The sequence below is a fragment of the Bacillus gobiensis genome (assembly GCF_001278705.1).
Lineage (GTDB): Bacteria > Bacillota > Bacilli > Bacillales > Bacillaceae > Bacillus > Bacillus gobiensis.
The window spans coordinates 2,305,996-2,331,826 of sequence record NZ_CP012600.1 but is presented as its reverse complement, the minus strand read 5'-3'; the positions used below and the strand labels follow the sequence as shown (position 1 = coordinate 2,331,826).

Annotated in this window: 28 protein-coding genes, 1 tRNA gene and 6 pseudogenes; 23 read left to right on the top strand and 12 right to left on the bottom strand. The window is 37.1% G+C overall.

Annotation, left to right across the window (positions count from 1 at the left end; all coding sequences use genetic code 11):
• Nucleotides 1-463 precede the first annotated feature (463 nt).
• Entirely contained in the window at nucleotides 464-1,450 is a 987-nt protein-coding gene (locus tag AM592_RS11735; RefSeq protein ID WP_053603954.1) for a Gfo/Idh/MocA family protein, read from the bottom strand.
• Between the two features lie 128 nt (nucleotides 1,451-1,578).
• Between AM592_RS11735 and AM592_RS24990 the strand changes: the two genes are divergently transcribed.
• The 4 genes and pseudogenes from AM592_RS24990 to AM592_RS11715 all read left to right on the top strand — a co-directional run bounded on the left by AM592_RS24990 (nucleotide 1,579) and on the right by AM592_RS11715 (nucleotide 5,749).
• Complete coding sequence (locus AM592_RS24990) at nucleotides 1,579-1,707, top strand: RAxF-45 family protein (protein WP_264080125.1); 129 nt, start codon at nucleotides 1,579-1,581, stop codon at nucleotides 1,705-1,707.
• Between the two features lie 173 nt (nucleotides 1,708-1,880).
• A pseudogene (gene abc-f, locus AM592_RS25365) lies at nucleotides 1,881-3,472 on the top strand (ribosomal protection-like ABC-F family protein); the annotation flags it as partial.
• A gap of 97 nt (nucleotides 3,473-3,569) precedes the next feature.
• On the top strand, nucleotides 3,570-4,724 hold the full coding sequence (locus AM592_RS11720; protein ID WP_053603951.1) for an AI-2E family transporter: 1,155 nt from the start codon (nucleotides 3,570-3,572) through the stop codon (nucleotides 4,722-4,724).
• Nucleotides 4,725-4,918: 194 nt separating this feature from the next.
• Nucleotides 4,919-5,749: an undecaprenyl-diphosphate phosphatase gene (locus AM592_RS11715; RefSeq protein WP_053603950.1), complete on the top strand. Its 831-nt coding sequence runs from the start codon at nucleotides 4,919-4,921 to the stop codon at nucleotides 5,747-5,749.
• 381 nt (nucleotides 5,750-6,130) lie between these two features.
• On the opposite strand, the pseudogene AM592_RS23940 reads toward AM592_RS11715, so the two are convergent.
• Nucleotides 6,131-6,831: pseudogene (locus tag AM592_RS23940) on the bottom strand (IS3 family transposase); the annotation flags it as partial.
• Between the two features lie 106 nt (nucleotides 6,832-6,937).
• On the opposite strand from AM592_RS23940, the pseudogene AM592_RS23310 reads away from it, so the two are divergent.
• The 4 genes and pseudogenes from AM592_RS23310 to AM592_RS11690 all read left to right on the top strand — a co-directional run.
• A pseudogene (locus AM592_RS23310) lies at nucleotides 6,938-7,045 on the top strand (IS3 family transposase); the annotation flags it as partial.
• Nucleotides 7,046-7,209: 164 nt separating this feature from the next.
• Nucleotides 7,210-7,467: a hypothetical protein gene (locus tag AM592_RS11700; protein WP_053603948.1), complete on the top strand. Its 258-nt coding sequence runs from the start codon at nucleotides 7,210-7,212 to the stop codon at nucleotides 7,465-7,467.
• Nucleotides 7,467-7,739, top strand: a complete 273-nt coding sequence (locus AM592_RS11695) for a hypothetical protein (protein ID WP_053603947.1) — start codon at nucleotides 7,467-7,469, stop codon at nucleotides 7,737-7,739. The genes AM592_RS11700 and AM592_RS11695 overlap by 1 nt, the downstream gene beginning before the upstream one ends.
• A 216-nt stretch (nucleotides 7,740-7,955) precedes the next feature.
• A tRNA-Ala gene (locus AM592_RS11690) sits at nucleotides 7,956-8,028 on the top strand.
• 196 nt (nucleotides 8,029-8,224) lie between these two features.
• On the opposite strand, the gene AM592_RS24645 is transcribed toward AM592_RS11690, so the two are convergent.
• The 3 genes from AM592_RS24645 to AM592_RS11680 are packed head-to-tail and all read right to left on the bottom strand — an operon-like array spanning nucleotide 8,225 to nucleotide 9,932.
• Nucleotides 8,225-8,788, bottom strand: a complete 564-nt coding sequence (locus AM592_RS24645; RefSeq protein WP_225970215.1) for a site-specific integrase — start codon at nucleotides 8,786-8,788, stop codon at nucleotides 8,225-8,227.
• 21 nt (nucleotides 8,789-8,809) lie between these two features.
• Nucleotides 8,810-9,313 carry a tyrosine-type recombinase/integrase gene (locus tag AM592_RS24640; protein ID WP_225970214.1) on the bottom strand — a complete coding sequence of 168 codons (504 nt, stop codon included), beginning with the start codon at nucleotides 9,311-9,313 and terminating at the stop codon, nucleotides 8,810-8,812.
• A gap of 49 nt (nucleotides 9,314-9,362) precedes the next feature.
• On the bottom strand, nucleotides 9,363-9,932 hold the full coding sequence (locus AM592_RS11680; protein WP_098945235.1) for an ImmA/IrrE family metallo-endopeptidase: 570 nt from the start codon (nucleotides 9,930-9,932) through the stop codon (nucleotides 9,363-9,365).
• A gap of 148 nt (nucleotides 9,933-10,080) precedes the next feature.
• On the opposite strand from AM592_RS11680, the pseudogene AM592_RS11675 reads away from it, so the two are divergent.
• The 10 genes and pseudogenes from AM592_RS11675 to AM592_RS11645 all read left to right on the top strand — a co-directional run bounded on the left by AM592_RS11675 (nucleotide 10,081) and on the right by AM592_RS11645 (nucleotide 15,311).
• Nucleotides 10,081-10,498 (top strand): annotated as a pseudogene (locus tag AM592_RS11675) (RusA family crossover junction endodeoxyribonuclease).
• Nucleotides 10,495-10,656, top strand: coding sequence for a hypothetical protein (locus AM592_RS24370; protein ID WP_192841114.1), 162 nt, complete (start codon nucleotides 10,495-10,497; stop codon nucleotides 10,654-10,656). The pseudogene AM592_RS11675 and the gene AM592_RS24370 overlap by 4 nt, the downstream one beginning before the upstream one ends.
• Before the next feature lie 79 nt (nucleotides 10,657-10,735).
• Nucleotides 10,736-10,984 (top strand): hypothetical protein, encoded by a 249-nt coding sequence (locus AM592_RS11670; protein ID WP_053603946.1) that lies wholly within the window; start codon nucleotides 10,736-10,738, stop codon nucleotides 10,982-10,984.
• Nucleotides 10,984-11,190: a hypothetical protein gene (locus AM592_RS11665; protein WP_053603945.1), complete on the top strand. Its 207-nt coding sequence runs from the start codon at nucleotides 10,984-10,986 to the stop codon at nucleotides 11,188-11,190. Before AM592_RS11670 ends, AM592_RS11665 begins: the two co-directional genes overlap by 1 nt.
• Before the next feature lie 607 nt (nucleotides 11,191-11,797).
• Nucleotides 11,798-12,421, top strand: a pseudogene (locus AM592_RS25165) (PBSX family phage terminase large subunit); the annotation flags it as partial.
• A gap of 12 nt (nucleotides 12,422-12,433) precedes the next feature.
• A complete protein-coding gene (locus AM592_RS25160) occupies nucleotides 12,434-12,835 on the top strand; it encodes a terminase large subunit (protein WP_318773060.1) in 402 nt (133 codons plus the stop codon).
• Between the two features lie 8 nt (nucleotides 12,836-12,843).
• Nucleotides 12,844-13,038, top strand: coding sequence for a terminase large subunit (locus tag AM592_RS25155; protein WP_312883821.1), 195 nt, complete (start codon nucleotides 12,844-12,846; stop codon nucleotides 13,036-13,038).
• Between the two features lie 8 nt (nucleotides 13,039-13,046).
• Nucleotides 13,047-14,353 (top strand): annotated as a pseudogene (locus tag AM592_RS11655) (phage portal protein).
• 11 nt (nucleotides 14,354-14,364) lie between these two features.
• Nucleotides 14,365-14,823 carry a peptidoglycan recognition protein family protein gene (locus AM592_RS11650; protein ID WP_376773351.1) on the top strand — a complete coding sequence of 153 codons (459 nt, stop codon included), beginning with the start codon at nucleotides 14,365-14,367 and terminating at the stop codon, nucleotides 14,821-14,823.
• A complete protein-coding gene (locus tag AM592_RS11645; protein ID WP_158320302.1) occupies nucleotides 14,805-15,311 on the top strand; it encodes a peptidoglycan-binding domain-containing protein in 507 nt (168 codons plus the stop codon). The genes AM592_RS11650 and AM592_RS11645 overlap by 19 nt, the downstream gene beginning before the upstream one ends.
• A 125-nt stretch (nucleotides 15,312-15,436) precedes the next feature.
• Here AM592_RS11645 and AM592_RS11640 read toward each other — a convergent pair whose 3' ends face one another.
• Together AM592_RS11640 and AM592_RS11635 are read right to left on the bottom strand one after the other, a co-directional pair.
• Nucleotides 15,437-15,853: a universal stress protein gene (locus AM592_RS11640; protein ID WP_053603942.1), complete on the bottom strand. Its 417-nt coding sequence runs from the start codon at nucleotides 15,851-15,853 to the stop codon at nucleotides 15,437-15,439.
• Nucleotides 15,854-15,870: 17 nt separating this feature from the next.
• The gene (locus AM592_RS11635) at nucleotides 15,871-17,340 is read right to left on the bottom strand and encodes a SulP family inorganic anion transporter (protein WP_082363971.1); all 1,470 of its coding nucleotides are present in this window, start codon (nucleotides 17,338-17,340) and stop codon (nucleotides 15,871-15,873) included.
• Between the two features lie 220 nt (nucleotides 17,341-17,560).
• Here AM592_RS11635 and AM592_RS11630 point away from each other — a divergent pair, with 220 nt between their 5' ends.
• Nucleotides 17,561-18,112: a recombinase family protein gene (locus AM592_RS11630; RefSeq protein WP_053603941.1), complete on the top strand. Its 552-nt coding sequence runs from the start codon at nucleotides 17,561-17,563 to the stop codon at nucleotides 18,110-18,112.
• Nucleotides 18,113-18,368: 256 nt separating this feature from the next.
• Here AM592_RS11630 and AM592_RS11625 read toward each other — a convergent pair whose 3' ends face one another.
• A complete protein-coding gene (locus AM592_RS11625) occupies nucleotides 18,369-18,581 on the bottom strand; it encodes a YolD-like family protein (protein WP_053603940.1) in 213 nt (70 codons plus the stop codon).
• Between the two features lie 301 nt (nucleotides 18,582-18,882).
• Entirely contained in the window at nucleotides 18,883-19,557 is a 675-nt protein-coding gene (locus AM592_RS11615) for a DUF421 domain-containing protein (RefSeq protein WP_053603938.1), read from the bottom strand.
• Between the two features lie 305 nt (nucleotides 19,558-19,862).
• Between AM592_RS11615 and AM592_RS11610 the strand changes: the two genes are divergently transcribed.
• Complete coding sequence (locus tag AM592_RS11610) at nucleotides 19,863-20,444, top strand: DUF421 domain-containing protein (protein ID WP_053603937.1); 582 nt, start codon at nucleotides 19,863-19,865, stop codon at nucleotides 20,442-20,444.
• Between the two features lie 171 nt (nucleotides 20,445-20,615).
• Here the strand turns inward: AM592_RS11610 and AM592_RS23305 are convergent, their stop codons facing one another.
• Nucleotides 20,616-20,747 carry an anti-repressor SinI family protein gene (locus tag AM592_RS23305; RefSeq protein ID WP_148564328.1) on the bottom strand — a complete coding sequence of 44 codons (132 nt, stop codon included), beginning with the start codon at nucleotides 20,745-20,747 and terminating at the stop codon, nucleotides 20,616-20,618.
• A gap of 196 nt (nucleotides 20,748-20,943) precedes the next feature.
• Complete coding sequence (locus AM592_RS24145) at nucleotides 20,944-21,102, bottom strand: hypothetical protein (RefSeq protein ID WP_158320301.1); 159 nt, start codon at nucleotides 21,100-21,102, stop codon at nucleotides 20,944-20,946.
• Between the two features lie 226 nt (nucleotides 21,103-21,328).
• Here AM592_RS24145 and AM592_RS11605 point away from each other — a divergent pair, with 226 nt between their 5' ends.
• The 3 genes from AM592_RS11605 to AM592_RS11595 all read left to right on the top strand — a co-directional run bounded on the left by AM592_RS11605 (nucleotide 21,329) and on the right by AM592_RS11595 (nucleotide 24,674).
• A complete protein-coding gene (locus tag AM592_RS11605) occupies nucleotides 21,329-22,186 on the top strand; it encodes a ComEC/Rec2 family competence protein (RefSeq protein WP_053603936.1) in 858 nt (285 codons plus the stop codon).
• Nucleotides 22,183-22,407, top strand: coding sequence for a DUF3006 domain-containing protein (locus AM592_RS11600; RefSeq protein ID WP_053603935.1), 225 nt, complete (start codon nucleotides 22,183-22,185; stop codon nucleotides 22,405-22,407). Before AM592_RS11605 ends, AM592_RS11600 begins: the two co-directional genes overlap by 4 nt.
• Before the next feature lie 227 nt (nucleotides 22,408-22,634).
• Entirely contained in the window at nucleotides 22,635-24,674 is a 2,040-nt protein-coding gene (locus AM592_RS11595) for a hypothetical protein (RefSeq protein ID WP_053603934.1), read from the top strand.
• Between the two features lie 484 nt (nucleotides 24,675-25,158).
• On the opposite strand, the gene AM592_RS11585 is transcribed toward AM592_RS11595, so the two are convergent.
• Nucleotides 25,159-25,812 (bottom strand): hypothetical protein, encoded by a 654-nt coding sequence (locus AM592_RS11585; protein ID WP_053603932.1) that lies wholly within the window; start codon nucleotides 25,810-25,812, stop codon nucleotides 25,159-25,161.
• Nucleotides 25,813-25,831: the final 19 nt, after the last annotated feature.

Below are 25,831 nucleotides of genomic sequence, written 5' to 3'. Positions count from 1 at the left end.
TTTAATAGGATCAGAAAAAAAGGGTGTCCCAAAGATAAGCTCTAGGGACACCCTTTTTTCACGTGATCACTAGTGTCGTTATGTCCATCAGACTCTGGATGAAGGACAATTTTCGAGATCACTAGTGTTGTTATGTCCTTCAGCCCCTGGATGAAGGACAATTCACGTGATCACTAGTGTTGTTATGTCCTTCAGACCCTGGATGAAGGACAATTCACGGGATCACATGCGTCGTTAAGTCCTTCAGACCCTGGATGAAGGACAATTCACGTGATCACTAGTGTCGTTAAGTCCATCAGACCCTGGATGAAGGACTTTTCACGGGATCACTTGCGACTTTTTGTCTTAAATAGGGAGGTGAATATTCCCGCAGATATTATTTTATGTTCAAATTCACCATTTTTCGTATAACTTAAGTCTCTTTTCATTCTCATCCCCCATAAGGCAGAGGCAGGCTAATTCATTACTTTTCATCAGCCGGGTACACAATCCCAATCTGTTTTCTTGCTTTCTCCATAATTGCTGCTGTTTGTAAAGTAACTGAATAGGAATTGATTTCAGATTCGAATTTGCCCGCTTTCAGACAGTTAATGAATTCTTGAACCTCGTAATACATCGATGGCTTGTCCTGAATGACCGTAATTTCTTCAGACGTACCATCTCTATATTTAATTTCTACTTTTTCAGGAGTATGTATTTTATCGATGAGAATCGATCCGTTTTCTCCTTGGATTTCAGAAGGCAGATGTGAATCGGTAATTTTGCTGTACATGACCACAGCTTCATGGTCGTTATACTGTAAAAGCAAGCTTCCTTCACCATCGACACCGGATTCAAGTCTTAGTCCACCCGCCTTAACATCAGATGGCTCGCCGAAAAGAGAGACAGCCGGGTAAATGCAGTACACGCCTATGTCCATTAATGCGCCATTTGAAAATTCCGGATTAAATGCATTTAGCACAGTTCCTTCCTTATATGCGTCATAACGGGAAGAGTATTGACAATATCCGGCTACCATTCTGCGGACCATTCCAATTTTATGGATGTTCTCGCGGATGGCTTGAAAGTTTGGTAATGGAGCCGTTTTTAAAGCCTCCATTAAGAGAACTCCATTCGCCTTAGCGGTTTCGATCATTTCTATCGTTTCTTTCGTATTTGATGCTAAAGGTTTTTCGCACAACACATGCTTGCCATGTTTCATCAAAAGTACCGCTTGATCTTTGTGAAACGAGTTTGGACTTGCCAGATAAACCGCGTCACATACCGGGCTTTTTGCCATTTCTTCAAGATCAGTAAACGTATGGGGAATCGAATGTTTTTCAGCAAACTGCTTTGCCCGCTCTTCCGTTCTGGAATAAACAGCGGATAGTTCAAATTCTGGTGCATGGCGAGCTGCTTCAATCAAACGCTCAGTAATCCAATTAGTGCCAACCACAGCAAAGCGTATCATAACAAGACACTCCTATCATTGTACTTAGTCAAGTATACACAGTTTAGATTATACCTTGGCATTCGTGCTTGCAACCCTTAGTTGATTGGAATTATAATAGAAGGACTAAGACAAAGGAGGTGTATGAGATGTTGACTACTGTGATTCGCGCGGATTTTTTATCGTATATGTATATCTGCCGTGCGATTTTTTCCGCAAATGAAGCCAAAGGGACAAGTCTGTCCATTTTTAACAGCTTCATACGGAAATTACAGTGAGTAGAACTCTCATTCAACCGAATTTGTCATCGGACTTAAACGAGACGGCTCAGGTGCCGTCTTTTTTTGTGGGAAATTAGGCGTTTTTGCCTTTTTTCGCATGCAATCTGACACGGCACAGGTGGGTTCTTACGCTTACCTGTGCTTTTTTAATTGACTTGGAGGAATATAAAATGATTTCAGTTCAAAATATTAGTAAAATGTACGGCGGCAGCATGATTTTCGAAAAGGTAACCTTTGAAATAAATGAATACGACAAAGTAGGGATTGTCGGCAGAAATGGAAGCGGCAAAACAACATTATTGAAGCTGCTTACGGGGGAAGAATCTCTTGACGAAGGAGCAATTTATATGAAAAAAGGCTCAATCGTCGGCTATTTGCAGCAAGAGGGAAATTTTAATAATAACTCAACCGTATTTGATGCCTTAATGAAAAGCTTCCATAAGCTTCAAGCAATCGCAAATCAAATGAAACTGCTGGAAACGGAAATGGCTGTATCAAAAAATATTGAAGTCTTGTTAAAACAATACGGTGAACTGCAGGAGGAATTTTCAAGAGATGGAGGCTACGAGATGGAGTCCCGTGTTCAAGCTGTGGCAGATGGATTGAAGATTACAGATTTGCTGCGAATCTTATTCACGAGCTAAGCGGAGGAGAAAAAACAAAAGTCGGGTTGGCAGCGCTGCTTTTGAAAAATCCGGATATATTACTGCTTGACGAACCGACAAACCATCTTGATATTGAAGCAACAGAGTGGTTGGAGAAATATTTGGGAAGCTACAAAGGAACGGTTGTCACAATTTCTCATGACCGTTATTTTCTCGACCATGTAACAAACAAAACGATCGATCTGGAGGATGGGGAGGCAACTGTCTATTTATGCTCCTATTCTAAATTTGTAAAGGAAAAAGAAAAAAAGCTGCTTGATGAATTTAAAGAATACGAAGAGCAGCAGAAAAAAATTAAAAAAATGAAAGAAGCTATTAAACGATTGCAGGAATGGGCCAATCAAGCCAATCCTCCCAATGAGGGTCTTCATAAACGGGCCCGCCATATGGAGAGAATGCTTGAAAGGATGGAAAAGAAAAAACGGCCAATGTTGGAACATAAAAAAATAAATCTTGCCTTTGAGATGAAGGAGAGAAGTGGAAAGGAAGTTATATCCTTACAAAATGTTTCAAAAAGCTATTCAGGTAAGTCATTACTTCAAAATATACATTTGGATGTATATTTTAAAGAGCGTCTGGCAATTGTCGGCAGCAATGGTTCTGGCAAGACGACATTACTCAAACTTATCATGCAGCAGGTCCTGCCCGATTCTGGAGATGTGAAAATAGGAAGTAATACCCAGATTGGATATTTGTCCCAGCATACTCTTGCTGAAGCAAGCTCTCACAATGTTATGGACACGTTTAGACAAAAAATTGTCGTAACAGAAGGAGAAGCCCGACATATTTTAGCTAAATTTCTTTTTTACGGCCCTGCGGTTTTTAAGAAGGTTGCCCAACTCAGTGGAGGAGAAAAAATGCGCCTTCAGCTTGCAATAATCATGTATCAAAAACTGAATTTACTGATCCTGGACGAGCCGACGAATCATTTAGACATTGATTCCAGAGAAGTATTGGAAGAAGCATTGCTTGCATTTGATGGAACAATTCTATGTGTTTCCCATGACAGATATTTGTTAAATAAATGCTTTACCAAGACTTGCTGGCTTGAAAATGGGAGGTTGGAAATGTACGTAAAATGCTATGACGAAGCCAGGTTGGAAAAGACAAACCGAATGAACCTCAGATAGGCAATGATTTCTATTTCAATGTCGAATAGTGTACAATTTAGTAAAAAGCTACTTGGAGGAGTTTATGGAATCAATGCAGATATGGAGCGGGAGGTTTAAAAGATTCTTTTTAAACAATAAATTTGTTATCTTTTTACTCGTCCTGCTATTAATTGGTCTAAACATCTTAATTTTCTCAAAAACATCATTTATCTTTACTCCAATAATCGTTTTATTAAGAACCCTATTGCTTCCATTTGTTATGACCGGAGTCGTGTTCTATTTGCTGAATCCTCTGGTGGATTTTTTGGAACGGAAAAAAATAAAACGGATATTTTCAATTATTATTCTTTATATTGTGATTATTGGACTACTTACGATCACGATCGTGAGCATTATTCCTTTTTTGAGAGAGCAAATAATGAGTCTTGTTCACGATTTCCCTAAATATGTAAAAACTGTTGAGGAACAAACGGAAAAGGTTCTTGGCAGCCAATTTGTCAATCAGGCACAGGAAACATTCAATATTAATGTAATAGATATCGCGAACAATATGTCTAATCAGGCAACACGGATTTTAGACAGTACGTTTACTGGGGTTGGGACCTTCATAGGCGCTGTCACTGAGTTTGTCATTTCGTTAATCACAGTTCCATTTATCTTATTTTATTTATTAAGGGATGGAAAAAAGTTGCCTCACTTTATCTTAAAGTTTGTTCCCGACCGCTTAAAAAAGGAAGCACATACGGTAATGATTGAAATGAATCACAGGCTGAGTTCTTATATTCGCGGACAGATTATTGTTAGTTTTTGTATCGGGATATTATTGTTTATCGGCTATTTGATCATCGGGCTGGACTATGCTTCGCTTCTTGCTGTTATCGCTGCCTGTACAAGTGTGGTACCTTACCTTGGACCTACCATTGCGATTACGCCAGCTATCATTATTGCGATAGTGACGTCGCCTCTTATGGTCTTAAAGCTTGTCATTGTATGGACAATTGTCCAGCTCGTAGAAGGAAAGTTCATTTCCCCGCAAATTATGGGTAAAAATTTGCAGATCCATCCGATTACTATTATCTTTTTATTAATCACATCAGGAAAGCTGTTTGGAGTTCTGGGAGTTATCCTTGCCATACCGGGCTATGCGGTTATCAAAGTAGTTACCACTCACTTGTTTGCCTGGTTTAAATCCAGGTCAAATCTATACAATAGCACTGCTGAAGAATATAAGAAATAATTAAAAAGGCTTAGGCTTCTAAGCCTTTTTAGTATGAATTTAGTATTGATAAGTTAAAGGAAAAGTGTCATATTTTTAATGTACCTATTTAAAATTTAATAAAACGAATTCGAAACATTTATGCTAGTCTGTCCGTTCAATAAAGAGAGCAAAATTACAGATGCGGGTACGCACGATAAGAAGGGAAGAATAGAATGAATTTTTGGGAAATCTTTGTCGCCGTAATTTTAGGACTGGTTGAAGGATTAACTGAATATGCCCCTGTTTCCTCCACCGGACATATGATCATTGTTGATGATCTATGGTTAAAGTCAAACGAGCTGGTTTCGGATGAAGCGGCATACGTATTTAAAATTGTGATCCAGCTTGGATCAATATTGGCTGTAGCGATCATATTCAGGGATCGCATCTTGAATTTGCTCGGTTTAAAGAGGAAGATTTCAAAAGAGCAAGAGCAAGGGAATAAATTGACACTTGCACAAATTTTCGTAGGACTGGTTCCCGCCGCGGTATTAGGTTTTTTATTTGAAGATTACATAGATCAGTATTTGTTTTCTGTTCAAACAGTTGCAATCGGCTTAATCGGAGGAGCTATTTTGATGCTCGTTGCTGATTGGATTAACAAACGGAAGCCAACAACCGATTCCGTTGATCAAATATCATACAAGCAAGCGATCGGCATGGGGCTGTTTCAATGTATTTCACTTTGGCCCGGCTTTTCCCGGTCAGGCTCAACGATTTCAGGCGGAGTTATCCTCGGGTTAAACCACAGAGCTGCAGCTGATTTCACATTTATTATGGCTATACCGATTATGGCAGGCGCCAGCTGTTTGTCACTGGTGAAAAATATGGAAGCTTTAAGCATGGATCTTTTGCCGTTTTTCGCAGTAGGCTTTATTACTGCATTTGTCGTAGCTCTAGTCGTCGTACAATTCTTTTTACAGCTGATTAACAGAATCAAGCTAGTGCCGTTTGCGATTTACCGGATTGTACTTGGGATTATTTTATTGCTTTTGTTTATGTAGATTAGTATTTTAGCAGCGTGCGGATCACCTCCGCACGCTTTTTATGATGAAATATTGTAATGTAATGTCGTGTGACTCAGCGAAAATTAAGATCGCGATAAAGGGGTCAGGATCGCGCGTAAAATGGAAAGACCGCAAAAAAAGAACCAAAATCGCAAGTGAATTGGTAAAAATACAGTCGTTTCAAAAAAATAACCAATACGATTAAAAGAGAACATTCAAATCAAACAAAAACAATGCTCAAACCTCTTATATTTGTATAAAAAATGCTTGTTTTTCATTTATATAATAGGAAAAGACGTTAAATACGGGGCCATAGCTCAGCTGGGAGAGCGCTACGCTGTCAGATTTATGCTAGTGATTTCTCACAGTAAAGCTTGCTAGAATACAGATATAATGCAATTCTGCTGGACTCGAACGTATGTTAAATCACTCACTATCACTTTGAGTTTCTGTCTTGTTCAAATACATTTTCTACTTCCGATTCATTACACCCTGTTTTTATCGGCTTAAATTAAACTGAGCGACTGTATACTTCGAGACAAGACCTTGATCGTTCATGATACGTCCAATACGACGTCGTGAGACTTGCCAACCAAGTTTTTCAAGCTCTTTTTTGATCTTTCTCTGCCCATAAATATTTCGGCTATTTTTAAAGACATCTACCACCATATTCGTCAGTTCTTCCTCATTGTTCTCACAAATATTGGCTTCATAATAATACGTACTTCTTGGAAGTTGCAGGACGGCACACATTGCTGATACCGAGTATTTGTGACGGTTATTTCTAATCACATCTACTTTCGTCCCATGATCAGCGCGGCTTGCTTTAAAATATCATTCTCCATCATGAGCTTTTGATTTTCTTTACGAAGTCGTATTAACTCTTCTTGCTCGGGAGTACGATTGTCTATTTCTTGAAAAGAACCTGATGTCTGGTGTTGACGAACCCATTTATCAAAGGCCGAAGGCGTCAGCTCGTATTCCTTAATCATTTCACTTCTTGGTTTACCCGAAGCATGCAGCTGAACGATTTGTTCTTTAAATTCCTTTGTGAATGTTCTTCTTTCTCTTTTCGTCATATTGATTCTCCTAAGTTTTTATTTGAATCAAGTGTATATGACCTTAACTTTTCTGTCCAACTAAGTGTAACCTATCCATGTAAAAAAACCAGAAACAAAGGGTGAGGCACTTCAAGCAATCCAGGAGTATATTGATTTCTACAATAAAGATCGTTTTCAAGAAAAATTTAACGGCCTTTCCCCGATTGAATATCGTGAAAAGACCGTAGCTTAAAGAGCTCTTTTTATAATTGTCTACTTGACAGGGGTATGTGCAGAGCTTTATTGCTCTGGCTCTTTTTTTATTCGATCTCAGTAATTTTTTCTACTTGCAAGGGTTTTATTGTTTTCATACAATTCTCATAGGTACTTTATCACGTATCACTAAAGGAGAGAAGAATGATTCAGATTGAAGAGGTATTTGATGGGTTGCAATCTGTTGGGGTTGACCTTGATACATTGAAAACTATTGATTGTACTGGGAAAACTCATGATAAGATAAAGAAAGAGATTTCAAAGAGAGTATCACTAATAGTTTTACATATTAACAAAACCTTGAATGTTACCCCCGATAAGTTTCAAGTCTCGGTAGATGAGAATATTAACAAGGAAAGCTCAACTATGTCACTTCAGTTTGAAATTGAGGTGCTTCACTAATGAGTATAGAAAAGAGCAAGAAAGAACTAATAGAAAAATACAATACTGGAGAGTTGACTGACAAGGCTGTTATTTCGCTTGGTCTCTCCTCTATTGTCATTATAGAAGTCATTCATGAAATGGCAATAGATAAAATTTTTGGTTACAGACAATTAGCCAATGGTGGGAAAACGTTCTTTCTTTGGAAACTTTACCACCATAAGAACGGAGTCTCTATTCTGTTTGGTGGTAGGTATTTACCTATTAATGATTTACTAAAAATGAATTATTAACTTCTCGGGTTTTACCTGAGAGGTATTTTTTTTGCTCTTGGATATTGGCTCCAAATAAGTACAAAATATGAGCCTTTTATGATCTGAGTCTTACCACAGTATGACTTGCAATTTTTTCTTTGTGCGCTTGACAACTCTTATGTAAGTACTGTACGATATATTTCTGGATAGATGCTCGTACTGAGTTCAAATGAAGGTAAAGCACTGTCAATACTCGGGGCCATAGCTCAGCTGGGAGAGCGCTACGCTGGCAGCGTAGAGGTCAGGGGTTCGAGCCCCCTTGGCTCCATCACTTAAACCCTTGTGTATCAAGGTTTTTTTTCATGACCAGATATTAGAAGATATACTAAATTCATCGGTTGGGGACGAATTGAATTTTTTGGGTTAAATTTATCAAATTTCTCCGCAGTATCTCTCGTCAATTTTTTAGTGACGTGGCTATATGTTCCGGTTAGAACTTTTTGACTTGAATGTCCACTTCTTTTTTAGATTGTACTAAAATGAGCGCCTTCTTCTATAAGAAGAGTAACCATTGTATGACGGAGATCATGGAGGCGGATGTATTTTAGATCAATCTTTTTAGCAAACTTAGACCATCTGTAAGTGGGAGTCGTATAATAAAATGGTTTTCCAGTACCTCCATGAAATACATATTGCTTATCTCCTCCTTCCCATGCATCCCCTAATCTGAATTTCTCTCGTTTCCATATCATTTGATACTCTTTTAATTCATCCATGTACCAATCAGGCATGGCAACAAAACGTGTAGATCCTATTGTCTTTATTTCTTTAATATGTGCCTCATCGTTAACTGTTTTAGGAATATTCCTAGTTACATGAAAACCACCTTCTTCAAAGTCCACATCTTTATCCCATTCCAAAGCGATAGCTTCACCTCGACGTAGCCCACCAATCATAGCGGCCAAAAAATATAATCTCCAGTGAATAGGTTCTCTTGCATATAGTTCTTGAATGCATTTTTGGGCTTCTTCAGCTTCGTAATATTTCATTTCTTTTTTTCTTACCTTAGGAGCAGATATGTTTTCCATTGGATTAACCTTTATAAATTTCTATTCCTTAGTAGCCACCTTAAATAAACTTTTTAAAACTCTGTAAGAATCTAAAATTATCCGATCGGAAAGGCCTCCCCTTTTTTTGTCCTTACGTGCCCCCGTATGTCCCAACTGATCAATATAGTCAACAATTTGTTTGCTTTTTATCTGATCTAATCTTTTATGACCAAACACAGGGTTTATATGGTTTTTGAGGTGATTTTTATAGAGTTCAATGGTAGTAACAGAATATCTTTTTGTAACTACTTTGTTCATAAATTCTTCAGCGAAATCTCTAAATATAATTTTCTCAGGGGCAATGTATTCTCCAGCAAGTACTTCTTGTTTAAATTGATGTAATTGAACTTCTAAATAGTTTGCTAACTTTCGTGTCGTCTTTAAAAGCTTTTCATCTTCAATACGAATTGTCTTTGTTCTTTTGATTCTTTTATTTTTAGCATCATACCCTGCTTCGACTACGAGTCTAAATAAGTTTTTTCCTCTTTTTTCGATACTTGCCACATCTATCAACCTTTCATAATAATTCATTTTCGTTGATTAGGAATCAAGATTAAAACTTCATGAATGTCATTGATTTTTTGTCTTGTTCTGAATGGGGACGAGTTTTTGTAGGTGTCATAAAATCTTGAAATTTTTCATCAATTTTAGCTTGTTCTATCTTCCGACGGAAAAGATTCAAGCGTTTTTTCGCGAACTTTTTAGTAACACTAAATTCCTTGGCGATGAAAGAAGCCCCTTCTTTAATATTCGAATAGTTTGTAATGTTGTATTTCAGTAGCATAAAAGTAGGTACGCAAAAGTGATACATAAAATTATCTGCTTGATTTTCCTGTAGATATCTGAATAAGTTGATCATCCTATGCTGATTGCAATAATGCATTAAAATGTGACCTAATTCATGCGAAAAATCTTGCCATTCTTCTTCAGGTGAAAGATTGCTATTTAGTACAATGCTGTACAGACCAGATATTTTTGTTCTGCTCGGCTCATCATGATGGAAAATCCAAATGTCTAATTTCTCAGCAATCATATGCATTTGAATTTCACTCGGCTTAAGTATGCCTAATTCGATGTATACATTCTTTACATCCTCTTCTAGGTGTGACATCGAATAACGCAAAAGTAACCACCCCTTTGCAAACGTATGTTCTATTTTTATTTGAAAGAAAAGCCCTATAAAAGGGGGAACTTGATGATTCGGGCTCTTACATTAATCATACTGGCAGCTCGGGCAAAAGATACGGAATATCAAGAATGGCTTGAGGCTGATGGGAGGTAAGAAAGTGAATCAATTTACTATTCCAATCGTGCCAATGGGAGCCGTTTGCATGACACATAAAGGCAAATTCAAAGATAAAAATGCCCAGAAATATTTAACGTACAAAAGCGCTATCCAGTGGCAGTTGAAACAGCAAATGAAAGGGCACCAGATTATTAATGGTCCGGTTCATGTGGAAATATGGTTTAACATGCCAATCCCGGCTAGTTGGAGCGGCAAAAAGAAAGCAGAAGCCGTCGGAACCCGTCATTGTAAAAAGCCTGATATTGATAATTTAACCAAGGGTTTGTTTGACTCTCAATAAATTGATCTGGGCTGATGATAACCAGGTTGCTAGTATGACAGTTTACAAGCTTTATGCGGAAACCCCTGGTATTGAAGTCTTAGTGAAGGAGGTTGCGGCATGAGTACAAAAACTAGAAATGATCATCTACCGGGAGAGGTTATTACATGGAAAATGTCAGAGGAAGAACGGCTGACGTACATAGCCAAGCATCCGATCATTCCAGAGGAGAAGCCGAAGCCATTTGACATGCTAGAGCAAAAAGTTTGGTTAAAAAATTAAATAGCCCGAGCAGAGCCCGGACATTAAACTGTAGGAGGTTTACATTGTAACATGGGTTCTGCCTCGATTGGAGGTACTTATGGAGGATAAATTACAGGAAATTGTGAATGAAGCCAGCATCCGTACAACAATATTTGAGGATTCATACATCGTGGAAATAAGGAAGGAGTCATTTGATTATCTCATAGAGCAAGCTGAAAAGGCTGTTAACGTAGAAAATGAACGCTATTATCAAGCTTTGATTGACATTACAAGAAATCCATCGATCCAGAGTGCAGATCAAATGTACAGGGTCGCTTTAAAAGCACTGGCAGGTGATTCTGAGTGATGCCAAAACACATTGAAATCTTACATACAGTCTTAGCGACTAAGAATAAAGTGATAACAGTTCAGGAGCTCTCTGAGATATACGGAGAGCATCCCGAGGATATCGCGGCTCTGGCCGAACGTAACAAAGATTTGGTTGTGACAAATGGTGTAGTTATGGCGAAAAGGGAAAAGGCTTTAATAGCAGCATTTGTCGGAGCTGGGTAGTTTTGTTATTCGGAATCGTGGTTGAGTCGCCGGGTTTGATTGGGTAAGAGTAGACAACTAATGCAACATATTAAATCAAACAAAATACCAGAGCTGAATTAAGAATTTTCAGCTCTGAAGATCCGTGCTCTCATATTACAATGGAAATCATCATGTCCCATATTAAGACACCTACATTAGAGTGAGAGCTTAACAACATTCACATTTCTTTTTCTCTTTTTCTTTCTTTTTTTTGTTGCCATTTCTTTGTGCGCTGGTTTGGCTTTCGGATTGTGAATTTGATAGTGACTGTAATAAAATTAGCAAAAGTTTTTTAGAGATAAATTTTTTGTTCTTTTGTTTCTTATAGTGTTTATACATGCACATCTAATATCTCTCCTTAATATCTATTTAATATAAATATTTTATGGAGGCTATACAGAATTTGCGCAGGCTTATAACGTTATAAAGGTATATATTTTCAAGCTAGCTGCCATACGTTGATTAAGAGTATTATGAGGGGTTAGGGCAATGATGAACAAATGCAAAGAATGCGGTGCACCAACGAAAACACTATGATTTAAGGAAACAGCTGAAAGTAAAATTGTAGTTATTGTGAATAATCTAGATGACTAATCAAGTGAGAGTGAGCCTGAAAGAAATCGTCGGTGGTGGATATAAAATTTATTGGAATTATAAAGGTCGTTACAGAGTTGTAAAAGGCGGCCGCGGTTCCAAAAAATCAACCACAACGGCACTCAATACGATTAATCGTATGATGGAATATCCATTAGCAAATACATTAGTTGTGAGGAAGGTATTTAAAGATCATAAAGATTCTACGTATGCCCAGTTGAAATGGGCAATCAAACGACTCAAAGTGGAACATCTTTGGGAAGCAAAGCTTTCTCCATTAGAAATCACATACAAGCCGACAGGACAAAAGATATTGTTCTGAGGGCTAGATGATCCAATGAGTGTGACCTCGATCACAGTAGACGTGGGATTCCTTTGCTGGGCATGGTTTGAAGAGGCCTATCAAATCATGAATGAAGATGATTTTGACAAAGTAGATATGAGTATTCGTGGAGAATTACCTTCAGGATACTTTAAACAAATAACGCTAACCTTTAACCCGTGGAATGAGAAACATTGGTTGAAGAAGCGTTTTTTTGATGTACAGCAAAATAATATTCTGGCGATGACGACGAATTACCTGTGCAATGAGTTCTTAGGAGCAGATGACCGAGAGCTCTTTGAATGGATGAAGAAACACAATCCGAGAAGATATAAGATTGAGGGCCTTGGTGAGTGGGGGATTGCAGAAGGAGCTATCTTCACCAACTGGCGAGAGTTTGCTTTTGATAAGTCTGAAATCATTAAACGTCCGGGTGTAAAATCTGCCTTTGGTTTAGATTTTGGGTTTACAGTCGATCCAACTGCATTCCCTGCATCAATTGTCGATCCTAAGAACAGAGAAATCTTTATCTTTGATGAAATTTACGAAAAAGGCTTACTTAATAACGAAATTGCTGATGCAATCAAGAATAAAGGTTATCAAAAAGAGATTATTATTGCAGATGCTGCTGAACCAAAAAGCATTGGAGAACTAAGAAAATATGGCATTAGGAAAATTAAAGCGCTGAAAAAGGACCTGACAGCGTAGAAGCTGGCATTCAATTCCTTCAGCAGTTTTCTATTTACATTCATCCATTTTGCACAAATGCATCGATGGAGTTTAGCAACTATGTATGGGACCGCAATAAGGAAGGTCAAATGATTAATAAACCAGCAGATGAATATAACCACTTAATTGATGCGCTTCGCTATAGCGTGGAGCCGATCAGAAAAAGGATGAGAGTAAGGTAGGTGACAGAATGAACCTAAATCAGTACATCGACAAGATCAAAAACAAAGGGATAACTAAAGAGATCGTGATGGAATTGATCTCAACACATAAAAAAGATCACGAGCGCATAAAAAAGCTCTATGAACGATATAAATCAGAACCAGAAGGCGTGCCGATCTTGGAACGGACGCCTTTTAAAATGGATTTATCGGAGAAAGAAAAAATTCAAAGGATCGACGATAAAGTCAATAACCGATTGGCGAATGCCTTTGATGCCGAAATTGTAGATACCAAGGTCGGTTACATGTTTGGTCATCCGATCACCTATGAGTTTGATGATAAAAGGGGACCCGGCACAACTTCACCGATTAAAGACAAGATCGATACATTTAATCTCCGCAATCACGTGGAGGATGGGGACTCAGAACTTGGGAAAACGGCTGCTATTTGTGGGGGGGCGGCAAGACTCATATATCTCGACATAGAAGGTAATGAGCGAATCAAGAATATCGATCCTTGGCAAGTTGTTTTTCTGGGCGACAACATAAGCGAGCCTACCTATTCGCTTTGGTATTACAAGGATGCTAATGGGTTTCAAGCTGCAGAATTTTACGATGATACGACGGTTTATTTCTTTCGATCTAATGAGAGTGGGGAGCTGCAGAACGTGTTCTGACTCTTATTGATGCATACAACCGAACATTGTCTGATGCAAGTAATGAGATTGAGCAATATCGTTTGGCCTATCTCATACTTAAGGATATGGGTGCCGATGAGGATACACTTGAACGAATGAAAAAGTCAGGTATAATCGAGCTTTTTGATGAAAAAGATGATGTGGATTACTTAACCAAAGGTATAAACGATGCTTTAATTGAACATCACTTGGATCGATTGGAAGAAAATATTTTGAGGTTTGCTAAATCGGTGAATTTTGGTGATGAGCAGTTTGCTGGGAATGTTACTGGCGTTGCCATGAAATATAAGATCATGTCACTTGAAAATAAATGTATCACCTTAGAGAGAAAGATGACATCAACACTGCGGTATCAATATAAGGTCTTATTCTCAGCATGGAGCAAACGGAATGGAGTGGCACTGGATGATTATTTGAAAGTTGGCTTTAAACGAAATCTACCAGTCAATATGATTGAAGAAGCTCAAGCGACAGCAGCACTTAGAGGTCAAGTCAGTGAGGAAACTCGACTCAGCAGGCTTTCTTTTGTCGATGATGTTCAATTTGAGATTAGGAAGATGCAAGAAGAACAAGATGAATATGCCCGTCATTTGCAACCGTTAGGCGAAAAGGTAAATCACGTTCTGGACTGCCGTTAACAGGAAAAGTATTGTTTATCGTTGCTCACGAAACAGGAAACAACTCAGCAGATGCTGACGCACATTTCAAGTATTTTAACCGGCATGTGACCGCATCCTCAGCTCACGCATTCATCGATGATACTAAAATTCTTGAAATCCTGCCTTTAAATGAAAAGGCGTGGCACGTACAATACCAAAAGGCTATGGATAATATCCTGTTTGGCGATGACGCAAATGATAGAGCGATTGGAGTTGAGTTGTGCCGTACTGGTAACTTTGCCAAAGCTTATAATCGGTACGTATGGTACATGTCTTACTTGTGCCGGAAATTCGGTTTGAAACCAAATAAGCATATCGTTTCCCATAAAGTATTAGATCCGGAAAGCCGATATGATCCAGAAAGTTGGTTGCAGCCACACGGGATTACATGGGAAAGGTTTATTTCAGATGTAACTGCAGTTTACAATGCTTGGACTGGCGCAATGTGAAAGTTGAAGCGCCAAAAACAGCAGTGAAAGCAGCAACATCAAACCCTGAAAAAGTGCTTAGAAAAGGTTCTAAAGGAGTAGCAGTTAAAGGATTACAGAAAAAACTCATTGCTGCTGGATTCAAATTGCCGCGTTTTGGCGCTGATGGACATTACGGCGATGAAACAGTCGTGGCTGTCAAAGCATTTCAAAAGGCTGTCGGGATTTCCGTTGACGGAATTTACGGACCTGATACAGACAGAAAGCTCGACAGCTACAAAAAGCCAGTGAAAAAGAAATCCAACGCATCAATTGTTCCTTATCCAGGTAAACTAATCCGAAGAGGGGCAAGAGGTAAAAATGTTGAGAGGATTCAACGTGCTGTTGGTGTACAACCTGACGGGATTTTTGGCCCGCAAACAGAAGCTACAGTAAAAGCTTATCAAAAAAGGCATGGTTTATCTGCTGATGGGATCGTTGGCCCGGCTACTTGGTCGAAAATGTTTTAAAAAAACCTTCTACTTACCTTTTTTACTTTGTTTCCTTATACGCGGGGATAGATTTATATAATAAAAAGAAACCGAATTTTTCTCGTAAAGAGAGAAATCGGCTTCTTTTTTTGTATTATGACCTGTTATTTGACTATTAAAACCGGACAGCTTGCTCTTTTCGCCACTTTATGACTGACGCTCCCTAGGACCATCTCTTGCAATGAATTGAGTCCTCTGCTGCCAATAATGACAATATCGACGTTGTTTCGATTTGCGTGTTCCACGATCGTAGGACCCGGTTCCCCATGCTTCATCGTAATCTGATAGGATACATCATTTTTTTGTAATTTCTCTTCGGCTTTTTTTAACCTTTGCTGTCGTTCATTTTTCAATTGAAGCGAATTTCCGCTGTGCAGCACTTCACTTTTGGCTTTTGAATAATCCAGCACGTAGATTAATTCGATTTCAGCACCAGTTACAAGTGATAAAGCAATTGCGTGATCGGTGGCCCTGCTTGAATGTTCCGACCCATCGACCGCTAATAAAATTCTTTGATACATATACCATCACCTTCCCCTTAGTGATTCGATGCTCTCCTGTTTGGTCGATCATATGTCGCTAGTTTTTTTATCAGCTGATCACTGGATTCATTTAAGCCTGCCAGCTTAACATCTACATTTTGTTCTTTGAATTTAATCACCACTTTATCAATTGCTGCTACGGCGGAGTCATCCCATATATTTGCCTCTGAGAAGTTAAGAATAACCTTCTGTTTTGGATCCTGAAATGAGAATGAATTCACAAAATCCTGCACTGAAGCAAAGAAAATTTGACCTTTGATATCATAAACGGTTTTCTTTTCATTCCCTTTTGAAGATTCTTCTACCCGAACCTTGGAAATCTTTGCTACAAAGAAAATCGCGCTGAGTATAATTCCGGCGAAAACCCCTTTCGATAAATCATGGGTAGCTACAACGGTAACAACTGTCACAACCATGACGATGGTGTCTGTTAAAGGGACTTTGGTTAAGGTTCGAAGAGAGGACCAATCAAATGTTCCAATGGACACCATGATCATAACCCCGGCTAAGGCAGCCATAGGGATTTGTACAACCCAATCCCCCAATACGATAATTAAGAACATGAGAAACACACCGGCAACGAAAGTAGATAATCGTCCTCTTCCGCCTGACTTTACATTAATAACTGACTGCCCAATCATTGCACAGCCGGCCATGCCGCCAAAAAACCCTGCGACAATATTTGCAATCCCCTGACCCCTGCATTCTCTGTTTTTATTGCTTTCTGTATCTGTCATATCATCTACAATCGAAGCAGTTAACATGGATTCTAATAAACCAACAACTGCTAACGCGAGAGAAGTCGGAAAAATGATCGCTAATGTTTCGAAATTCAGCGGGATTTCCGGCAGCAGGAATGACGGCAGCGATTGTGTGATTTGGCCCAAATCTCCGACCGTACGAAGATCAGTATTCGCGAAAATCGCAAATACTGTCATTATTACAATCGCAACAAGCGGAGCAGGCACTACTTGTGTAAAGCGCGGAAGCAAATAAATGATGGCCAATGTGACTGCAACTACTATATACGTCAGATTCGAAATTCCAATAAAATGAGGAACCTGTGCCATGAAAATTAAGATGGCTAACGCATTTACAAAGCCTACCATGACCGACCGCGGTATAAACTTCATAAAGCGTGCAATTTTCAGCACCCCAAATATCAATTGGATAATCCCCGTTAAAATCGTCGTTGCAAATAAATACTGGATTCCATAATCTTTGACTAATGTGGTCATAAGCAATGCCATTGCTCCTGTGGCGGCTGATATCATTGCAGGACGACCTCCGGCAAATGAAATCACTACGGCGATACAGAAAGACGCATACAGCCCTACCATTGGATCGACTCCAGCAATGATAGAGAAAGCTATCGCTTCAGGAATTAAAGCTAAAGCCACCACAATACCGGAAAGAATATCATTCTTTGGGTTTCCAAACCATTCCTTATTCAATTTTTGTAACAATTTAATTGACACCTCTTATTCTTTTCATTTTTTAATGGCTTCTAACTCTCATAGAAGCCGGGGCCGTTTTTAACAATTTCAACTTTAGCAGAGAACCCGGGAGAAGTCTAGAAAAAATTGTACCAAAACTAATCGTTTTTGGGACAAATCTCAACCATTATCTATACTTCCTCAGTTTTGTTAAAATAATGAATAGATTTGAAAGACAGGAGATGATTTCGTGATTATCGGCTATACTCGTTCATTCACTCGGGAGGAAACAACTTTGCAAATCGCAATTTTAAAGCAATTTGGTTGTGATAAGATCTACGATGAACCAAATGGCGTTGTAAACGATCAGACAGAATTAGATAAATTACTGCAATCGCTTTCGCAAGGCGATAAAGTCGTTGTTTATAAACTTTATTGTATTGCTAATTCAACCAGACATTTAATCGAATTGACACGATTTTTTAAGGAGTATCATATAGATTTCGTTTCGATACGGGATCAGATTGATACATCAAAAAAATGTGGTCAAATTTTTTTTCAGTTTATGGAGAACATTCAAGAATTAAAACATGACGTTATCAGTGAACGAACGAAAGCAGGATTAAATGAAGCAAAATCAAGAGGCAGCGTTGGTGGCCGCCCTAGAAAGCCTGATCGATATGTGAAACGGGCAATTGAAATGTACCTAAGCGGGAAGTTTACCATTGCTCAAATTACAATCGAAACCGGTATTAGTAAAACGACTTTGTATCGATACTTAGAGGATTCCAATAAGTATTGATGAAGACACATGTGTATAAATTCTCATGGTCTCATATTATCTTGCCCCGCGTCGCACTTTGTGTTTCCTTAAATTCGCAGACCAAATCTGGTAAAACAGCTGCCCTTCCATATGGTAGGGCTAATTCCTTTTTACATCAACAATATCAATAAACTTAACCAAATTGGCATCCCCGTTATTATCCACAACATGTAACTGTTTAGTTTGCTTGTTTATGTAATCCACAAGCCGTGTGATCTCGCGGAAATGTCCATCATCACACACCATTAAACTGTAACGGAAACACAAACTCCATTGATTCATGAATTATGTTTTCCATATCCTCAAAATGTTGCTGATACAGCTCTGGCTTTTCGACTAGCAGTATTTCTCTTTTACGTGCAACCAAAGCCTCTCGGTGTTCGGGGAGCATCATCCGGCTAGATTCCCATATTATGTTTGATCCTGGTGTTAACATAGTAACTTTCATAATTCTCAGCTCCTTTTTCGTATAATATACGAACATACGTTGTTAATTCAATGTAAAAAAATACCTAGCACGTTAGACGGGTATAACCTTCGAGAAATGTAAGATCTCTATAATTTCAAGATCCACCATATATCTTTCAAGTACTCGACAATAAATCTTGTCGCAGAGTAATTGGAGTGAGTCATTGTGTTCGAACGCGCTGGAATATTTCTCATCAAACACAATAAGTGCCCAATGTATGAAACCACTATTATTTATCCTTTTGAAACAGCCCAAGATTACTTCATCAAGGAATTTTTGTTTAATAAGTTTGTACAAATAATCCATCACCTTCTAGCCATTCTGCTAAAAAAATATTTTTGTAATCAGAAATACCTTGAGATGTGAGTTGTTTTTCTAACCAAGGCTTATTAAAACCTAAATCATTTAATTCATCCCATAAAACTTCACCGTCGCGAATCAAAGTAACAGGAACATAAACGGATTTTATAGGCATATTGAAATCTTCCTGAGTAGTTTTCTGGTATTTTGTCTTTTTTAGTATGCTAAGTGAGCCGTTCGTTTCTAAGTAACAAAAAGCAACTTCTCTAACAGAAAAGGTTTCGCTTTGCCGAAGTAAGCTTTGCAGTTGATTGATATTCATTCGATTTTTTTTCAATTCTTCCCGATCAACTATTCCATTTTTAATAAGAGCAGACGGTTTTCCTTCAAAGATGCCACGAAAAGCTAAATATTTTTGTCCAAGATATTCGACCATAAATAGTAAAACGCCCCATAATATCATTGAGTATATAATATAAAATATACCGATTTTGTCGTCGTATAATGCGTTTCCTAATAATTCGCCCAATACTAAAGCGGCAATAAAAGTGAAGGGTGTAATTTGATTTATGATTTTCTTTCCAACAAATTTGACGATTATAAAAAGAAGAAAAAACCCAATAATAAGTTCAATCGTTAGGTACATGACTTTCATATTATGAAAACTCCAATCAAACCATACATAAGATTTTGTTTATTTCTTTCTTTATATTTAACAATACCAGCAAAAAAGATTCTTAATTAAAGGCGGGGTAAGTATACTTCATTATTGTTCTCGGTTAAGATTTTAGAGTCATTAGATATGAAGTGAATAAAGAAGTCTGTTATTCCATTTAAAACATATTTTATGGAACTTTTATCTTCTTTATAATCCGAAATCCTTGTGTTTTTTAATAATATGCGTTGTATAAAATTTACCAAGAAACGAATACTAGGAAAAAACAAAAATAGGTGATATAAGTGAATTTTGCTTGGGAATCATTTATCCTGATAATGGCAGGAATTATTCTTTTAAGAATATCGGGTAGAAAATCTATAGCACAAATGACATTAGCTCAAACGGTTGTAATGATATCTATTGGTACGATTATCGTACAGCCAATAATCGAAGATAGTCTTTGGAGAACAATAATTGCTGCATCGATTTTTGTTGCTTCCTTGATAATAATGGAATACTTACAACTAAAATTTAATTTTTTTGAAAAATTTTTAACCGGTAAATCAATAGTTGTAGTGGAGAATGGGAATCTAAATACAACCAATTTAAAAAAGCTTAGACTTACAGTTGATCAGCTTGAAATGAGATTAAGGTTACTAGGCATATCTAAAATTTCAGATGTTAAAACCGCGACGTTGGAACCCAATGGTCAATTAGGATATGAATTAAAGGAAGAGGCTAAACCTCTTACTGTTGGGGAGTTTAAAAAATTAATAAATCCTGCATATCTAAATTTTCAATCTCAAAATCAAGAATCAAATAATAATATATTCGATGAAATTACTTCAGGGCATACTAATAGAAATCCAAATCAATTACATTAATTTGTCTTTATCTTATGTCTATATAGAGTATTAAAAAGAGAAAACAATGAACAGCCCGTGTTTTTTGTTGATATGTTTAAGTAATGCCTTTATCTGATACGGAAGAAGCCTACCAGTGAGTATAGGCTTCTTTTTTTATGCATTTATTATTTTCTGTCGTTCGCCTCATGTCTATACGATCAAGGCTGGCGACCAAGTATTTAAAAAGATTCGTATCTCTTTTAAAGTGATTCCTGCTGCTAATGCCTCCAATATTAATTCTTTCCACTCTTCATCTAATTGAATGGATTTCGATATTTGCAATGCCTTTCGATGCGGAATTTAAAAGAACATTCTCATTTCAAGAAAGACAGACCACCGGTATTATGAGGTTCTTTTAAATTTGAAATGTGGTTAATTATAATTCGTTTCCGTTTAAATCCATACTCACTTTCAAGAAATGAATTGAGCTGGAGGCTAAGGAACCTTAAGTGTTTTTCATATTTATGTATTTCCAATTCTAGAGGATAAGCACCCATTCGAACTCATTTCCCATTTGAACTTCTAAATAGTGACCTTCGATGGCTTCTCCTTTTACATGGTATGAAATTTTAAATACTTTACTGCTCTTATCTTTTGCTGTAGGAGTTAAATCAACGATGGTCAACTTGTTATTCATAAACATCATCCTCTCCAAAAGAATGTCTTTATTCTAAGCTTTAAGGAGAAGGACGTAAAAACGACTTGTCCTAACAAAATTGATGTTTCATGATCAATGTTCTTCAAAAAAATTGTTTTAAAATCAGAGAGCAAATTGTTCCTTGATCCTTACATGAAAAAATTTTCATAGATAGGTAGGAAATACTAGGAATATGGTGGTATATTATCTTAGAGGAGGAGAATATATGAAAAAATTAAAAATTTTTCTTATGGCTTTAATTGTTATTCTTGCAATACCTAACATTTCAGCAACTCATGTTTCTGCAGCAAGCAAAAATCTTGTTGTCCATTACATCGATATTGGACAAGGGGATGCAATATACATCAAAACACCAAAAGGTGACGACATCATAATCGATGCTGGCAACAAAGCCAAAGGAGAGGATGTTCTTAAGTATCTCAAAAAGCAAAAAGTTGATGACATTGAGGCTATGATTGCAACCCATCCAGACGCTGATCATGTCGGTGGTTTAGACGAGGTTCTTGCTGCCTATCGAGTCGAAAATATTTATGCACCAAAAGTAAGACATACAACCAAAGCATACACGGACTTTTTACAAGCAGTTAAAAGAGAAAAGAAAGGCGTTAAAACTGCTAAAAACGGAGTTGCTTTGTCTTTAAAGGACAAGTCTATTAAAGCCAAATTTATTGGCCCTGTGAAAGACTATGCAAAGAGTGATCTAAATAACTGGAGTGCAGTCGTACATATTCAGTACAACAAAAACTCTTTCTTATTTAGTGGTGATGCAGAATTAAAGTCTGAGAAAGACATGCTTTCCAAAAAATTATTATCAAAAGTTGATGTTTTAAAGGTGGGTCATCATGGTTCCAAGGATTCTTCATCCAAGGATTTTTTAAGCAAAGTTAAACCCACATATGCAGTGATTAGTGTGGGTAAAGGAAATCGTTACAAGCATCCTACAAGTGAAACGTTGAATCGATTAAAGGCGGTTAAAGCAAAAGTGTATAGAACGGATAAGAATGGAACTGTGAAAATCACAAGCACTGGCACGAAAATTTCTGTGAGTCCTGCAAAGAAATGAGTAAAGTTATAAAAGGAATTATTGATCGTTTTGAAGGTGAAATAGCTGTTGTTGAAATTGAAGGAGTAACCAAAGACTTTGCCAAGGACATTTTCCCAAAAGAAGCGACAGTGGGTGATGTTGTTGAACTTGAGGATAATAAAGTTAGAGTTTTGAAAAACGAGACTGAAAGGCGTAGAAAAGAAGTAGAAGATTTAATGAATGATGTTTGGGAAGATTAAGACAAAAAAGAACCCTGAGTTAGTATGGACCCCGTATTGTAGACGAAGATCAGTACTAAATAATCTGCTTACGATATGGGGTTTTAAAGGGAATAAGCGATGCATTGAAGCAGACTTCGGGGTTGCTTCAAACATTAAGAGCGATTAGATGTTTTTGTTATTATGTCTTATGAGTCATCTGAAAAATGTTATTGTAAATTTATATATTTTATTTTAGGGGTGTTACTGTGAATGAATTAATTATCGAGAATTCAGATTTGTTGCATGAGGTGATTTATGTAATAGACGACGATGCTCAAGAAATAAAATATCCAATACAAAGAGTTGTTGATTTCTTATTAAGTGAAGGATACTTAATAAGTAAATCTGAATCAAAAAGAACCTCTTTTGTCTTGTACAAAAATAAAGTAAAAACAACTATTACTGAAAATTTTATCTCATTCCAAAAACTTGAACAAGTTTATCGAGAAAGGTACAAGCAAAATTTTTATAAATATCTTATATCTCGCTCTAAGATTTATTATCAATCAGCCTTACAGAATGCAAAGGCTTCTAAAATAAATCTGATCCAAAATCAACGTAGAACATGTGTAAGTAATATGTACTATTCATTACATAATAGTTTTGCATCTATGGTAGAATTTTATAAAACTGAAAAGGTAATAGACAAAAGTATACTGGAACTTGATAATACTAATGAAGATGAGACAAAACTTGAACATTTTACTCCGATAGCTCTAGAAGCTTTTAAAAATAATATTGATGAAATCCTCATTTCTGGGAAGGAAGATTTTATTTCTAGACAAGAAATGAATGCAGGTCGTATGAAAAGTTTTGAAAACCCATTTACCTGGATATTCCCACTGTTTTCAGAGTTGTTTAAAGAAGAAAAATTCACTGAGATGGTTGAAACAATGGTGGAATCTTTAAACAAAGTAAATATAGAAAATTTAGGAATTGATACTTCTTCAAGATGTTCTAGTTTTGAAATTCAATTAAAATTGATTCTAAAAGAAATAAGAGAAAGCTCCAAAGAAGATAGAATATCAAACCCTCAAAAATATTCATGTCTAAATATGGCAGCTTTTTTTGCATATGGATATATGTTAAGGCAATCAGCTGACTATGATTCATTGTTTGAAGTGAAGATACCACACCAAGATATAATAAACTGGACTATAATCACATCCAACTTTTTAAATTTTGTATCTGGATTCTTATCAGAGAATTATAATGAGTTCAGTGGAAGAGTGCAGAAATTGGATGCCGAAAGTTCGACAGAAATCTTGAAAAGTTTAGATAATGATAGTCTAAATACTGTGATGACAATGACAGGTATCATAATTGATAAAGACTTTAACCTAATCGATATAATAAAAAATTTATATTCTCAAAAAGGATATAACATGATTAACCAACGAGGAATGATTACAGAGATGTCAGAAAATACTGATAATATAACGATTTGTAGATTATTGTTTAGTACTCCTTTGGAATGTTTTATATCTATATCAAGTCAAGGATTATTTCGTGTAGATATCGTATTATCAGATACAACCATAGATACAAAATTTTCAAAAGGAATTAATCAGTTTTATCTTGAAAAGTTAATACATGAAGAAATTATTCAAAAAGATTTGTTATCTGTAGTTTCTAAGAATGCTAAAATTGTGAGAGGTATACCTAGTACACCTCAGTATAATTCCCTAGGTTATTTGGACTTAGTATTAGGTATACATGAAGGAATAAAATTTAAATTTGTTTCCAAAATAAACAAATATTTAAGAGATTTTACCGAAAAAATTTCCAATGAAAAGTTCGTTATTAACAGTGATTTCTCTATTAACAGTTTAGAGAAGTTAAAGTTTATTAGTAGACAAAATTCTATCCTCTTTGTGCCTAGATCACCAAGGAGAAGAGAAGTAATTAATCAAATTGAAAATGGTTTAACGGATAAATTATTATTTATATTCTTTTATACTGACAGTGAAATTTCATCTAATATTAAAGAGTCTCTAGAAACAAAAATATGTAAAGAATATCCCAAATTAGATTTTAAGGTAGAATTTGTTCAAATTACTGATGTTGAAACAAGACAACTCATTGAAGAAGATTATAGTTATTTTGAAGTGAAAATTAAAAACCTTATGGAGAAATTCGGAAATAGTCAAAATTCAGATGAGTTTAAACAGCAGATAGAAGAATTAATTGAATCGGAAACTGAGGATGAGTTAGAAATTGAAGGTCTAGAAGCTACTGTTAAATAGTGATAAATTAAAGTGTTGAAGTCCAGTATGGATTTTCAGGAGATGTATACGAGCATTGAACATATTCATAAGTATGAAATCGCGTTTGATTAGCATACCTAAAACAGGGCTTCAAAGTCGTCGGTCGGATTTCGAATCTCTCCTGGCACATACCAATAAAATAATAGCCAAAACCCATTTATGTATAAAGGTTTTGGCTTTTTTGTTCTGCTATAAAAACAGCAAAAAAATTTTTAAAAAAATTATTGATATTTGGAGAGGAATAAATTAATTATATAGTTAAAATTAAAATATTTAGACGATCTATTCTATGAGAATATTCGAACCTTCGCTGCCGATAACGACAGGAATGACTGTAGGTATTAAGATTTTTTCACTTTTAGCAAGAGCAATCCAAACAACGATTTCACTTAAGAGGGAACTCTGGAACTGTACCCAAACTGAAAAACGTTCTAAATACGAACGGTTTGGAGGATTATTTTACTTAAAAGTTTGGAAGGCAGGTCACCGCATGGACTTGACCGTCGTCGAGCACCAGCTGGACAATGATATCGCCTGATGATATGACGACAAGGTGCGAGTACTGATTGGATGCTTTCAGATCCACAGACCAGATCGAGAACTTCGTGAGGCTCGGGTTGTTGTGCTTTCCTGTTCCCGGCTCCCCCACAGTTCCAGTGAAGACATCGACGTTGACGTCCGAGTTCGAAACATTGGCGATGAGTAGTGTACCTTTGTTGATTGAACCGATTGTAAGCGGGAAAACTGTTCCCTGCGCCACCCGTATTCCGCTGGAGTTCACCGCCGGTGGTACGGCAAACACGAGTCGGTTTTTAGGACCACTCTGTTGCAGCACGGCGCTGGCGGTCTGTGCGACCAATGGTGTCCGCGCCCTTACTAAGGCGGGCTGCCCCTTGCTAAGCCGGAACAGGTCATTGTTAGGATCGGTAGACGAAGATACGTAACCGTTCGCGTTTTTGAGTTGGCTGAACCAGGCGAGTTCAACGCCCTTTTCACTGTACACATTGAAGGTAACGTCAACTGCACTTGCCGCCTGTGAGTCCAGGCCAACCTCAAGGTGAGCATTGGCACTTGGTGAATTTCCGAAGGTGGTGATCATCGCAAAAAACTCGGACATGTCGTCACTCCCTTTCCAA